16 protein-coding genes are annotated in these 13563 nt (G+C 35.1%); 5 read left to right on the forward strand and 11 right to left on the reverse strand.

The genetic code is table 11. The features are described 5' to 3' along the window. Positions 1 to 4: 4 nt before the first annotated feature. Positions 5 to 1066: an A/G-specific adenine glycosylase gene (gene mutY, locus ACFVR1_RS14205; protein WP_387584934.1), complete on the reverse strand. Its 1062-nt coding sequence runs from the start codon at positions 1064 to 1066 to the stop codon at positions 5 to 7. A 126-nt stretch (positions 1067 to 1192) separates the two neighbouring features. Between mutY and ACFVR1_RS14210 the strand changes: the two genes are divergently transcribed. Then, entirely contained in the window at positions 1193 to 2173 is a 981-nt protein-coding gene (locus ACFVR1_RS14210; protein WP_387584936.1) for a metal-dependent hydrolase, read from the forward strand. Positions 2174 to 2213: 40 nt separating this feature from the next. On the opposite strand, the gene ACFVR1_RS14215 is transcribed toward ACFVR1_RS14210, so the two are convergent. The 3 genes from ACFVR1_RS14215 to recX are packed head-to-tail and all read right to left on the reverse strand — an operon-like array spanning position 2214 to position 3616. After that, positions 2214 to 2480, reverse strand: coding sequence for a YfhJ family protein (locus tag ACFVR1_RS14215; protein WP_387584938.1), 267 nt, complete (start codon positions 2478 to 2480; stop codon positions 2214 to 2216). A 1-nt stretch (position 2481) separates the two neighbouring features. Then, on the reverse strand, positions 2482 to 2811 hold the full coding sequence (locus ACFVR1_RS14220; RefSeq protein WP_387584940.1) for a YfhH family protein: 330 nt from the start codon (positions 2809 to 2811) through the stop codon (positions 2482 to 2484). Next, positions 2804 to 3616: a recombination regulator RecX gene (gene recX, locus ACFVR1_RS14225; RefSeq protein WP_387584941.1), complete on the reverse strand. Its 813-nt coding sequence runs from the start codon at positions 3614 to 3616 to the stop codon at positions 2804 to 2806. The genes ACFVR1_RS14220 and recX overlap by 8 nt, the downstream gene beginning before the upstream one ends. Before the next feature lie 98 nt (positions 3617 to 3714). Here recX and ACFVR1_RS14230 point away from each other — a divergent pair, with 98 nt between their 5' ends. Genes ACFVR1_RS14230 through rlmD form a run of 3 tightly spaced genes read left to right on the forward strand, consistent with a single transcriptional unit; the run spans position 3715 to position 6892 of the window. Continuing rightward, positions 3715 to 4611 (forward strand): TIGR01777 family oxidoreductase, encoded by an 897-nt coding sequence (locus ACFVR1_RS14230; RefSeq protein ID WP_387584942.1) that lies wholly within the window; start codon positions 3715 to 3717, stop codon positions 4609 to 4611. 52 nt (positions 4612 to 4663) lie between these two features. Next, complete coding sequence (locus ACFVR1_RS14235; RefSeq protein WP_387584943.1) at positions 4664 to 5470, forward strand: polysaccharide deacetylase family protein; 807 nt, start codon at positions 4664 to 4666, stop codon at positions 5468 to 5470. A gap of 45 nt (positions 5471 to 5515) precedes the next feature. After that, on the forward strand, positions 5516 to 6892 hold the full coding sequence (gene rlmD / locus ACFVR1_RS14240) for a 23S rRNA (uracil(1939)-C(5))-methyltransferase RlmD (protein ID WP_387584944.1): 1377 nt from the start codon (positions 5516 to 5518) through the stop codon (positions 6890 to 6892). Positions 6893 to 7015: 123 nt separating this feature from the next. Here rlmD and ACFVR1_RS14245 read toward each other — a convergent pair whose 3' ends face one another. From ACFVR1_RS14245 to ACFVR1_RS14275, 7 genes are all read right to left on the reverse strand, one after another. Next, entirely contained in the window at positions 7016 to 7471 is a 456-nt protein-coding gene (locus ACFVR1_RS14245; protein ID WP_387584945.1) for a YflT domain-containing protein, read from the reverse strand. A 233-nt stretch (positions 7472 to 7704) separates the two neighbouring features. Then, positions 7705 to 8172, reverse strand: coding sequence for a GNAT family N-acetyltransferase (locus ACFVR1_RS14250; protein ID WP_387584946.1), 468 nt, complete (start codon positions 8170 to 8172; stop codon positions 7705 to 7707). Positions 8173 to 8356: 184 nt separating this feature from the next. Next, positions 8357 to 8794 (reverse strand): GNAT family N-acetyltransferase, encoded by a 438-nt coding sequence (locus ACFVR1_RS14255; RefSeq protein ID WP_387584948.1) that lies wholly within the window; start codon positions 8792 to 8794, stop codon positions 8357 to 8359. A gap of 1 nt (position 8795) precedes the next feature. Further along, positions 8796 to 9332 (reverse strand): D-glycero-alpha-D-manno-heptose-1,7-bisphosphate 7-phosphatase, encoded by a 537-nt coding sequence (locus ACFVR1_RS14260; RefSeq protein ID WP_387584949.1) that lies wholly within the window; start codon positions 9330 to 9332, stop codon positions 8796 to 8798. Between the two features lie 19 nt (positions 9333 to 9351). Next, positions 9352 to 10692 (reverse strand): amidohydrolase family protein, encoded by a 1341-nt coding sequence (locus ACFVR1_RS14265; protein ID WP_387584951.1) that lies wholly within the window; start codon positions 10690 to 10692, stop codon positions 9352 to 9354. Positions 10693 to 11159: 467 nt separating this feature from the next. Next, complete coding sequence (locus tag ACFVR1_RS14270; protein ID WP_387584953.1) at positions 11160 to 11612, reverse strand: hypothetical protein; 453 nt, start codon at positions 11610 to 11612, stop codon at positions 11160 to 11162. A gap of 163 nt (positions 11613 to 11775) precedes the next feature. Continuing rightward, the gene (locus tag ACFVR1_RS14275; RefSeq protein ID WP_387584955.1) at positions 11776 to 12960 is read right to left on the reverse strand and encodes an MFS transporter; all 1185 of its coding nucleotides are present in this window, start codon (positions 12958 to 12960) and stop codon (positions 11776 to 11778) included. Positions 12961 to 13354: 394 nt separating this feature from the next. Here ACFVR1_RS14275 and ACFVR1_RS14280 point away from each other — a divergent pair, with 394 nt between their 5' ends. Then, positions 13355 to 13540 carry an SE1561 family protein gene (locus ACFVR1_RS14280; RefSeq protein ID WP_151701083.1) on the forward strand — a complete coding sequence of 62 codons (186 nt, stop codon included), beginning with the start codon at positions 13355 to 13357 and terminating at the stop codon, positions 13538 to 13540. Positions 13541 to 13563 lie beyond the last annotated feature (23 nt).

The raw sequence follows: 13563 nt of genomic DNA on the forward strand, positions 1-13563 counted from the left end.
TTTGCTAATTCCTTTCTTTCCATGCATTCCAAATTTTCAATACTGGAACAGGCATCGGTTGATTTTCGATTTCTTCTCTTGTGAACCAATTACAATTTGCTGGTATGTCAATTTTATTTATTAACTTTGCTTCATAGCTTTCCATTTCCCATATTAGATGGGAAAAAATATGTTTAAAGGTGAGTATTTCTTTACCTTTTACAATGCTCATTTGATAATCATGTTCGATTATTTCTTCAACAGTATGATTCGGTGTTGGAAGCTCTACCATTGGGAATTGCCACATATTCGCTAATAAACCCTTCGTTGGGCGTTTTTCAAGAAGAATTCTTCCATCTTCTGATTCGATCACAGTAGCCTTCATTTTATGTATTTTCGTTTTCTTGTTAATCGTTTTAATCGGCAATTCTTCTTGCATTCCTTCAAAAAATGCTGTGCAATATTCTCTAACAGGACATAAAAGACATTTGGGTTTTGTAGGCGTACATATTACTGCCCCGAGCTCCATTAATCCTTGATTGAATGCAGAAGGATTTTTTTCATCGATTAATTTCATCACCGCTTCTTCAAAGATTTTCTTCGTTTTTGGTTTTGCAATATCTTCTTTTATCAATAAAAGACGGGATAGCACTCGCATTACATTTCCGTCGACTGCATGCTCTGGCACACTATATGCAATACTGAGAACTGCTCCAGCAGTGTATGGCCCAACACCTTTTAGTTTAGATATTTCTTTTCTAGTTGATGGAACGACACCATTATAATCTTCCATTACTTCTTTAACTCCGGCTTGTAAGTTCCGTGCTCTTGAATAATACCCTAAACCTTCCCATTCTTTAAGTAGTTCATCTTCATTTGCATTTGCAAGTGATTCAAGTGAAGGATATTTTGTGATAAATCTTTCATAATAAGGGATAACAGTATCTACCTTTGTTTGCTGAAGCATTACTTCCGAAACCCAAATTTTATAAGGATTTTTAGTTTTTCGCCAAGGTAAATCCCGTTTTTCTTCTTCGAACCAAGATACTAAAGCATTACTTACTTGTTTTTTATATAAATCGTTCAATGTAAATTCCTTCCTTACGATTATTGTACAGAATAATCGGGTATATAATAGTGTGGACTTTGTTATTTTTCTGATATTATTTTATGATGAAAGTAACTTGTTGTCCAAAAAGGAGCTGGTTTCGTAATGGATACAGGTACACATATCGTAATGGGCATTGCCCTTGGAGGATTAGCACTTGCTGACCCTGTTGTTGCAGGAAGCTCAATTACTACTGCAGCGGTTATTGCTGGCACAATTATAGGTTCTCAAGCGCCTGATATAGATACAATATTAAAATTACGCAATAATGCGGTATATATTAGACATCATCGTGGAATCACACATTCCATTCCCGCCGTTATTTTATGGCCTTTGCTTATTTCGTCCGTATTATGGTTATTTGTACAAGATGCCAACTTTCTACATCTTTGGCTATGGACATTTCTAGCAGTTTTTCTCCATGTTTTTGTAGATATTTTTAATTCCTATGGAACACAAGCGATACGACCTTTTTCAAGGAAATGGGTAGCCCTCGGTGTTATTAATACTTTTGATCCAATTATTTTCGGATTGCATGTAGTCGGTTTACTATTTTGGATGCTCGGTGCAAAACCCGTACCAACGTTTCTTACTATGTACGTAATTATCGTTTGTTATTATATATTACGATTTGCTGTGCAAGCTGCCGTAAAAAATTCCGTTAGACGCACGATTCCAAACGCAAAACAAATTATAGTTGCACCAACTATGAAGTTTTTTCAGTGGCGAGTAGCCGCAAATTCAGAAACACACCATTATGTCGGGAGAGCCTATGGGCGATCAATAACAATATACGATAAGTTTGAACGTATTCCACTACCTGATTCCAAATTAGTAAAAGCAGCTATGAAAGATAGAAACTTAAGCGCTTTTATTTCTTTTTCCCCTATCTATCGATGGGAGGTTAAGAAACTTGACCATTTATACGAAGTCCGCTTAATCGATTTAAGGTATAGAAGTAATGACTACTATCCTTTTGTGGCAGTAGCTCATTTAAATGAAGAGTTAGAAATCGTTAACTCGTATACGGGCTGGATCTTCAGTGAAGATAAACTACGAAAAAAATTAGATTTTATTCCAAATTAAATACGGAAACGCTAGGATTTATACAAGTCCTAGCGTTTTATTAATTTAGAAAATCATTTTCTTCAAGAAGATGCTTGTACTTTTCATTGGAGCCCGCAAATTCATGAAGCTGATTTCCATATCCCTCAATCCATTTTTTAATGACCATTTCAGTTACCGCTGCTCCTTTATAATCATAACCAGCTCGAGCATAAGAAGATTCAAAATCCGACCAAAGTAGTTCAATCCAAGTTCTTGCTTTCGAAGCGGATAATTGATCATTTTTTTCTATTAATTGATTTGTTAAGGCTTCTATTCTATCTTGCATCTTATTTCCCTTCCTTTAAAGGCATTAATAAAGAAATCGGTAACGCTTCCTCGTATTTATCTCCGCCTAATCTATATCCCCAAGCGAATCTTCCTTTAAGGTATTCCACTTGAAAAAACATTCCCGGATCACTAGAAATTCTGTACATTTCACCTGGTTTTATAGAAGCTGGGTCTGTTAGAAATGCTTGAGCCATCGTTGCTTTTCTTTCATATACAGCATACTCATTAACTATCCCTAATTGTTCTGCTTTACGTGCTTTCTCTTTTAAATTCGCAATTTCTGTGCGTAATTCTTGTTCAGTCATATCGCTATATTTTTTTTCACTCATCTTGTTGTTCCAGCTCCTTCTTTTCTATATAGAGATCAATTTGTTCTCCCGGAAATCCTTTTTGATAAAGTGCAGTTTTTACTCGCTTTTTCAAATCATATCCGGAATATTTGGATGCATATTTCCTCCAAACCTTATCTCCTTGCCCCGCAATAATATCTTCCCATTCGTCTTGTTCTTTATCCAGTTCAAAAGAGTCTATTGCTTGGGAAATAATCGAAAAGTTATATCCTTTTCTTTGCAAAGCATCTTGCACTTTTTGTTTTATTTGCCTTGGGGTTTTATCTGCGTTCTGGTTTATTATTTTTTCTGTCAGTGTACGTGCAATGTTGAGTTGTTCATCCTCTGTGTAAGTGGCTAATACTTCCTCTTGAAGATCTTTTTCAATCCCTTTTTTCTTTAATTCTTGTCGGATAGCAGCAGGTCCTCTTTTGCTATTTTTCTTTTGAGTTGCAACTAATGCTTTTGTAAAGCTCTCGTCATTTAAAAATCCATGCTCATATAATTTACGAACTGCTTCTAAAATAACCGCTTCACCAAATTCACTCATTTGCAGCTTTTTCTTTACTTCATGTTCACTTCTCATACGATAACTTAAAAAGTTGATCGCTTTATTATAAGCCTTTCTTACTTCATCATCAAAAACGATTTCATCAATCGTAAAAGCTTCCATTACTTTCCCTTTTGAAAGCTGATACTTTATTAAAACAGCTTCATCTACACTAAAAGCATATTTTTCATCCAAATATAAATTATATCGTTCTTTATTGTTTTTTTGACGACCTATTTTTGTAATAATCGGCATGACTAAACCTCTCCATTCCTCATCTATCATTATAGCGTATAAATTCATAGGTGATAACTATCATGCATGCTAAGATAACTCTAAAGGAGGTTTGGATAATGAAAATTGCAATAACTGGTGGTACAGGGTTTGTAGGAAGAGAACTGACAAAGCTTCTTGTGCAGAAAGGACATCATGTTTTTATTTTATCTCGTTCAATAAATAAAATATCAAATGACGCAACTCCTATTGTATGGTTAACGGAGAATTCTCAACCTGAAAAAGAATTAGAAGGAATCGATGCAATTATCAATCTGGCTGGTGAATCTATTAATAACGGCAGATGGACTAAAGAACAAAAAAAGAAAATTTATGACAGTCGTATGAAAACAACCGATGAAGTACTTCGAATACTTAAAGCATTAAAAAATAAGCCCAAAGTTCTCATAAATGCTAGTGCAATTGGAATTTATCCGGCCTCAGAGGACAAATTATATACAGAGCAATCAACTTCTATCGGCACTGACTTTCTCGCAAAAACCGTTCATCATTGGGAACAAAAAGCAAATCTGGCGGAGCAATTAGGGATTCGAGTTGCTTATGGAAGATTCGGTATTATTCTTGGAAAAAATGAAGGTGCACTCCCTCTTATGGCATTACCATATAAAATGTTCATCGGAGGACCAATCGGATCTGGTCAAAACTGGATGTCGTGGGTTCATGTACATGATGTTGTAAATGCATTACTTTTTGCAATCGAACATGATATACATGGTGCTTTTAATGTGGCTGCTCCACATGCAAAAAGAATGAATGAATTTGGAAAAACTTTAGCAACCGTGTTAAAAAGACCATATTATTTACCTGTTCCATCTTTCGCTTTAAAACTAGCACTCGGTGAAAAGAGTCAACTCGTAGTTGAAGGACAGCATGTACAACCAATTGTATTGTTGGAAAATGGTTTTATTTTTGAATTTCCCAATCTGATAAAAGCTTTAAACGATATTTATAAATGAATAAATAAGATTCTCTAGCGCAACCTATCGAAAAAGAAAGGTTGCGTTTTCTATGTGGAAATATCATGTATTCGGAATAGTATTAGCAGCTTTTGTTTTAAGTATGGGATTCTTCTATCAACCGTTCTCTGCACAATCTAAAGAAATACATTGGGGACTAAAAAAAGCAACAAATGAAGTACCAGCAGAAGCCGGGGCAGAGTTGGATGCAATGCTAGAACGAAATGGCGCAATTTATAAAGGCTCCCCTAATAAAAAAATTATTTATTTAACATTTGATAATGGCTATGAAAACGGTTATACAGAGAGCATTTTAGATACACTTAAAAAAGAAGATATTAAAGCCACGTTTTTTCTAACTGGGCATTATTTAGAAAGTGCAACAGATCTCGTAAAACGAATGATTAAGGACGGCCATCAAATAGGAAATCATTCATACGGTCACCCGAACTTAGCTAGACTTTCGAAAGATGGTGTAAAAAAAGAATTACAAAAGTTTGACCAACGCTTAAGTGAATTAACCCCACTAAAAAGAACAACCGTTACTCGACCACCTGAAGGTATTTTTAATGAACAGGTATTAGAAGCTGCTAACGAAATTGGCTATCAGCATATCTTTTGGTCTATTGCATTTATCGATTGGCATAGAGATCAGAAAAAAGGCGGAAAATACGCTTATGACCAATTAATGTCTCAAATTCACCCAGGCGCAATCATATTAATGCATACCGTATCCCCTGATAATGCAGAAGGTCTCCCTATGTTTATCACGGAAGCAAGAAAGATGGGTTATACATTTGGTACACTAGACGAACTGAATATGAATAATCTAGATATTCCGCTTTCTTCCCAACAATGAGTTTGTCCTTTATAATAGAGGGAAGATTATAAAGGACGTGAAGGTATGAAAGAACAAGAAACAATTCAAGTAGGACAACAATTCCCTTTAACGATAAAAAGACTAGGAATTAATGGAGAAGGTGTTGGCTTTTTTAAACGCAGTGCTGTGTTTGTAAAAGGAGCTTTACCTGGTGAAGTGATTACTGCAGAAGTAACAGTTGCTAAGCCCAAATATGCAGAAGCAATTATTAAAAAAATTCGACAAGCATCTCCTGACCGTGTTACTCCTTCATGCGGAGTATATGAGGCATGCGGAGGATGTCAGTTACAGCATATGACATACGATAGACAGCTTATAGAAAAAAGAGACTTAGTCGCTCAAGCATTGGAACGTTATGTCAAAGATTTAGCTCCAACGATTGAAGTTAGAAAAACAATTGGGATGGACAATCCATGGCATTACCGAAACAAAAGCCAATTTCAAGTAAGACCATTAGGAGATAAAGTAATTGCGGGATTGTATGCGGAAGAATCGAATATGTTAATCGACATTAACGAATGTGCGGTACAACATCCAGCCACAACACATATTACAAATGAAATAAAAAAACAACTACAAGAACTAAATATTCCTATTTATGATGGAAGAAACTCTAAAGGAATTGTCCGTACAATAGTCGTTCGAACTGGTATGAAAACAGGTCAAATACAAGTTACTCTAGTAACAACACAAAAGAAAATGCCTCATAAGGAAGAACTTGTGCAAAAAATACGCGCAATAGATTCTAATATTGTTTCCATCAGTCAGAATATAAATGCAGAAGATACATCACTTATTTTTGGTGATACTACATTTAATCTGCATGGTAAAGAAACGATTCATGAAAAACTAGGAGAATTAGCATTCGATTTATCTGCTCGTGCATTCTTCCAGTTAAACCCTAAACAAACCGAACATTTATATAATGAAATTGAAAAAGCCGCAGGACTTACAGGAAATGAAACAGTAGTGGATGCTTATTGTGGTGTTGGTACAATTGGACTTTGGCTTGCAAAAAATGCAAAAGAAGTTCGAGGTATGGACATTATTGAAGAATCGATTAAAGATGCAAAAAGAAATGCAAAACGGAATGGCTTCAAAAACACGACATATGTTCACGGCACCGCAAAACAATGGCTACAAAAGTGGAAAAACGAAGGCTTTGTTCCCGATGTTTTAACAGTAGATCCGCCACGTGCAGGTCTAGACGATGAATTACTAAAAACTATTTTAGATATAAAGCCAAAACGCTTTGTTTATACGTCATGTAATCCATCTACACTTGCAAAAGATTTAGAAGCATTAACGAAAGTTTATCATGTGAATTATATCCAACCATTGGACATGTTTCCTCAAACGGCACATGTGGAAGCTGTAACTTTGTTGGAATTAAAGAACTAAAATAATAAGACCAAGAAATCGGTCAGTTCTCAAGTACAAAATCAAAATAGAACGATAAAAACAAGGCAATCCTCCTAAGGGATTGCCTTGTTTTTTGTAATTTTATTTACTTAGTGGTTGAATTTAGATGAAGGTATTAGTTTTTCTTACTTTAGGATCCAGCATTACAATCAGCTTACCTTCTTTAATATCCCGCTCGTATTGGTTTGCCTCATCTTCCGGAATCCCCATGCCAATCAATGCTCCAGCAAGTCCACCTGTACCTGCACCCACTGCAACACCTGTTAATGTAGCGGCAATAGGACCTGCTGCCAAAATTGGCCCAATACCCGGAATTGCAAGCAATCCTATACCCGCCAGCAATCCCGTTGCTCCACCAAGAAGTCCTCCAGCTGCAGCACCAGCTGCAAGGCCTTCCTCCGTTTTGGTACCTGTTTCGGCATTGATAGCTTCTATTTCATCCCTGTCTTTTGCAACAAGTGATATATCATCCCGGTTATAACCTTGTGCCTTTAATTCCTCAACCGCTCGGATTGCATCATCTACATTGTCATAAACTCCAATTACCCGTTTATCCATACTAATCATCCTCCTATTCGAAATTTATAAATCTACTATATGTATACCCGAAATAGTGGACGAAAAACATGGAATGGCAAAATCTAGTTTTGCTCAATAATCTTCAAGATTTTTTGGTTATTTAGTAGAATAATAAAAAACACTACAAATCAACGAGCTCGGTCATTCGAAGAGCCCTTTCATTATGTAATGCTTAGCTGTTATGAAAACTATGAACACTAATCTTATTTTCTCTACATTCTCCCTAAGTTTAAGTAATGCGTGGAATCTGGAAAAGTACAATTATCTTTAAAACCAAATGCACTGTAAAACTTTGTAGCTTGCTCCGTATCAGTATGTAGTACAATAATTTCAAAATAATTCTTTGCATCTGAAATTATTTCATTTAGCAATAACTTTCCGACGCCGCTTCTACGATATTCTTTCGCAACGTAAAATCTTCTCAACCTCCCGATATTTTGATTGTTAGAATATGGGTCTCTATTTAGTCCACCAACTGCTATTAGTTTTCCTTCGTCCATATAAACACCGTATAAATATTCACCTGGTTTTGTGAAAGTATTCGTACCATTTTCAAATTCATTTACTAGCCTCTCCAGAAAACGAAACCCATCTTGCTTGCTTTCTTCAACTAGTTGAACTAACTCGGCAGTTATTAAATTCTGTATTCTTTTTACTTTAAATTTCTCCAATTTATTCATCTCTAAAATATCCACCTTCATAATTTACCTTTTAGTAAATCGATTAATTTATACAATTGGGATATTAAAAATGAAAGAAGAATCACACTTGTTATTCCTAGTGAGTAAAGAGGTTCTATTCGAAACACGAATGTAATAATTAAAAAGAGAATCCAACTTACTATTAAACATAAGATAAAAATATCTATCCCCCTCTTGTGCCTAAAGGATTCTGGATGGTATATTCACAAAAAAATCGTTCAATACCTGGATATTTTTCACCCAAACTAGTAATGTTAAATCCATTCTTTTCATAAAACTTCACTGCTTCGTTATCTGTTTCAGCTTTTATAGAACTTAAAGAATGTTTATTACAAACAAATTTAATCATTTCACTTCCAATATTATTCCCTCTGACAATTGGAGATACTGCTATATGCTTTATTTCACAACAGTGTGAACTCATAAATTCTATACCAATACAACCAACTATCTCTCCTTTTAACTCTAGTCCATATAATCCCCTTTCAGGGGACCTTATATATTTTTCATATTCAAGATCAATTCTATCTTTAGAAGTTGCAAATGACAGAAGCTCTCTTATCTCTGGATGAACTGGGAAAGTGGTTATTCTTTTCATCATACTAACGCTCTAATTCTCTTGCATCCTCTATAATCCAATCTACAGCACTTATGAGATTAGGAAAAATGGCATCTGCAAGCGGATCGCTCTTCCCTAAGAAAACTGTTTTTGTTCCTGCCTTCTTCCCAGCAATAATGTCTGTATCTGTATCTCCTACCATGTAGGATTGGAACAAATCGATATCATACTTTTTACTGAGATCTTCTATTAATTTGCTATTTGGCTTTCGGCAGTCACAACCTGCTTTTGGTTTATGCGGACAATAGGCCACTTCATGAATAGTTGCCCCTTCCTTCTGTAATTCGGCAATCATATGGTCGTGAATTTTATGGAGTTGAGATTCCTTCATATATCCCAATCCAACTCCACCTTGGTTGGTCACAACAAATATGAAATCAAAGAAAGAGTTCAGCTTTTTAATCGCTTCTGGGACACCCGGTAAAAAGTACAGTTCGTGAGGCTTATTCACAAATTTAACTCTATCCGTTAACACTTCATTTATTACACCATCACGATCCAAAAATACAGCCTTTTTCATGTATGTCACTCCTCAATGTTTACATTATTTCCTCAAAACTATCCATGAATGCTTGAACGTTTTTCATTACAGATTCTTGTGTAGGAACGTTTTCAAATAACTTTTCTTGAGTGTAAATAGTTCCTCCTTTAATAACTAATTCTATTTCTTTTGTATTGCGAATGTCTTCCAGTGGGTTTTTATTTAATATAACGATATCCGCTATTGCCCCTTCTTTAATAACTCCTAGGTCATTACGATTTAAAGCTTCCGCTGCTTTTAAAGTAGCTGCTCGAATTGCATCAATTTCCTCAAAGCCAGCTTGAACGAACAATTCCAATTCCCGGTGCAATGCCATCCCAGGCAAAGTGAATATGCCAGCAGGGGTGTCTGTACCTGCTACGACTAATCCGCCTAGATCGAAATAAGTTTTTGCAATGCATTTATTAATAGCTTGTTGTAAACCTAATGGCTTTAAAGCATTTGGTTGACTTAGAAAGTATGCCCATTGTTGTATTAAATCTTCATTCTCTTTCATCTTTTCCGTTACTTTATTTTCTGGATACCAATACTTTTCAAGTAAATGCGCCTGATCCAGTAAAACCATCGTCGGGCAGATGATAACATTGTTTTCTAATAGCACTTTACAAACTTGTGCAATTTCTTCACGATTTGGGTTGTTCCAGTCAATTGAATTCCAAACATCCTCATCCGCTTGCATAGTCCATGCTGGATACATATCTTGTATAATTCCCGATGCATGTTCATTCCATTTAATGCCCATCTTCGCAGCATCTATTGCTGTTACATCCTTAGAATGAACCAAATCACAACTTACTTCTTTATTGTACAATTTAGCTTTCTCAACAACGGCTTCCATTGTAGCTTTCGGCAACCAACCATACACCTTTATAAAATCTGCTCCTGCATCGACTTGTCTTTTTACTTCTTTTCGAGCAGTTTCAAGGTCGGCTACATTTATATTCCATGGACTTGTCTCTCCCCATAATCCAGGTGGACCATCGATAATTCTATCTGCGGAAATAACGCGCGGTGTGGGTGCATCAGAAGGGGCATTCATTAATGTTTTCAATTCTATGACATTTCCACCTGTATTTCGAACAGTTGTTACGCCTGATGCTGTAAAAAGAGGAGCGTAGCCTTCTTTAATATGTACATGCATATCTATTAAACCTGGTAACATCCATTTTTCTTTTAAATCAATGATTTCTACGTTACTAGGTAAATCACTTTCAACTGTATGAATCTTTGAGATGATTCCATTTTCTATCAAAACATTGGAAAGGGATACATCTCCAGTCACAACGTCTATAAAATGAGCATTTTTCAAGTAAGTGCATGTATTTTTAATAATAATCACTTTCCTTCTTCAAAAATTTGATAGTTAATATATTAACGAACGGAAAGAAAGGTTTCATTATTCTGATATTTATAATTAGTACTCAATTTTATTTTTTGGTTTTTGACTCTTGGAATGAAACGTTTGTATAGAATGCTATTAATGAAACTGTTAATACAGGACATTTAATTTCTCTATTGCAAATGAAAGCAGTACAAATAGTTGACTACAAGTAGCCAAAGCTATTTTGCCTTCATTTGCATCCTTATTTCTTCTACCTAACTTCACTTCTTGTTTGAAAATATTTTTGTGTTACCAATCCAGCATTGTAAACAGAAAAAATCATAGCAAAGTAAAAGACTATACGGGTAGATAAAAATCTACTTTCACTTATGAACTCAATATACGAAAAAGATCCTATAACAAAAAGAAGAGCGGTTATTATTCCTATGATCAATTGCCTCTTTTCTGATCTAATCATTGTATGTTTACCCCTCCACAATTTCCTTGTAATCTTCTTTCTTTTTTCCCATCATACCAACCATCAGTGTTATTCCTGCCACGATTGAGGGAATCCCTAGAGAGTTTATTTTCATCATCCAGAATGGAATAGGTAGAGAAAAATTATTGTCAGATGAAATACTTTGAACTATTGTGTATATAACTGGACTATAAAAAGCGATGATTAGCAATGGAATAGTCACACAAACTACTAATGGCCAATTCCATTTAAATGTCCAATCCCTAACGAGAACTAAAGAAATATAGATACCAAAAACAAAATAAGCAGTAGGCATGAACCAAAAAATAGAAAGCGGTTGAAACGTAATTGCAACATGATTTCTTACCTTATTCTCTAGATGATAACTGATAAGCACTAAAGCTATTAACCCCACAACCCATAATAATTTCCAAACATACGGTGACCAATTTTTACGCATAAAATCCTCCTTTCTATAAAACTGTTACGATTATCATATACATAACTGGATATATTTGTATACAAAATCACACTAAATTTTCAGATTTTAATTAAAAAAGCACTACTGGTATGCATGTACTCTCTTTGAAAGAGGTACATAAACCAGTAGTGCTTTCTAAGTTTTAAAGCAAAGACGTTTTTCGTTTCTTTTGAGGATTGGCAAAAAAGATGATACAGGCTAGTGTCCCTAAGAGTAATGCTACTAATACTAAAAAACTAACCCCTTCAAAAAGTTGAATAAATAGGCCTCCCAAAAATGGTCCTGAAAGACTTCCAATACTAAAAAATATTCCACATATTAAGTTTCCAGTTGGCAGAAGGACTTTTGGTGTTAAGTCAGCCATATAAGAAATCCCAAGTGAAAAAGTTGATCCAACAAACATTCCTGCAATGAAAAATAATATGCCAATTGTTAAAGCAGACGTTTCAAAAAAGCTAGCAGTTCCAAAGGTAATAGCTCCCAACCCAAGCATTAGTATAAGTACTTTTCGTCTTCCTATTTTGTCGCTCAACACTCCTAGAGGCAATTGCGAGACGACGCCTCCCATTGAAAAGGCTGCTAATATGTAGGATAAACTAGTTACTTCAATTGCATTACGAAGTGCATAAACGGGGTAAATGGCATTTAACGATGATTCCAAAAATCCATAGCAAAAAGGTGGTATAAATGCTACCCATGCAATCGCAAAAGTTGCACCAAATCGTTTCCAAGTTCCTTCGTATGCTGATGAACTTTTTAAAATCTCTGGTTTTTCATTTTTTACGAAGAAAATGAGTATCCATGCTCCTAAACAAAGAAGGCTTGAAATGATAAATGGCAATCCTTGAAAAACATTGACGAGTTGGACAAACAAAGGCCCTACTGCAAAGCCAACCCCAAAAGAAAGGCCATATATCGCAATATTCCTTCCTAAACGATGGTGAGGTGAAAAACTCGTAATCCATGTCTGTGTAGAAAAATGAAGTGCATGGTCCCCTATTCCAATTAATAATCTTAAAACAAACCAAAATGCTACACTTTTCCAAATAGGAAATAGCATTAACGATATTATTACAATTAGCCCACCTGTAATAATAATTGGCTTATACCCGAACTTTCGAAGTGGCGGTTCAATAAATGGTGAAATTAGCAACGTACCAAGATATAAACCTGTGGCACTTAAACCATTTAACGTAGCACTTACTCCATCTTGCTCAAATATAACGGATATAAGTGGTAATAACATTCCTTGAGAAAATCCTGAAATCGATACAATGGTAACGAGTATCCAAAATCTTTTTCTTTCTACTGTTGTAAATTGCTGCATACTTTACCTCTTTAAAATTTTCAAAGTTATTCTAATCAGTAGTGTAACAGACCATACCTTCTTTTTACAAAAAAACTCATCAAGAAAAGACCCAGTCGGTATCTACAATAGATTGACTGAGCCTTTTACATATAACTATTATCCTCTTGAGTACTCATAATTGCATTTGCGGCCTTATTGCCGGTGAAATGTCTGAACCCCCTCCTTCTATTGGTTGAATGGTTTTCGACTATTCACTACGGCCTCCCTTCTATGTATGGGTTAAAAATACTTTACCACATAAACAGATTAGTGTAAATATTCAAAACAAATAAATTATTAAAATAACGCTTTAGACCTATCTTTTCTTTTCATTTTCCTTTATTCTATACTTACGAAAAGGTGGTGTTATTCTGTGGGCAAACAAATCTCAAATCCAGAACAACAAGTATCTTATTTAAAAGATCGACTGCAAATGTTTTTAGAAGTCTTAGATTCAATCGAGCCTGAAACAACTGAACTTGAAGATATTGACCGTCTTATTCAAATGATGGATGACCTAGAGTTAAAAATGGAGCAGTTTAAAAATAATAAAGAGTAGCCTTAAGACAAAAGAAGTTTGGA

The sequence above is a fragment of the Psychrobacillus sp. NPDC058041 genome, from assembly GCF_042885655.1.
In the GTDB taxonomy this organism is placed as follows: Bacteria; Bacillota; Bacilli; order Bacillales_A; family Planococcaceae; genus Psychrobacillus.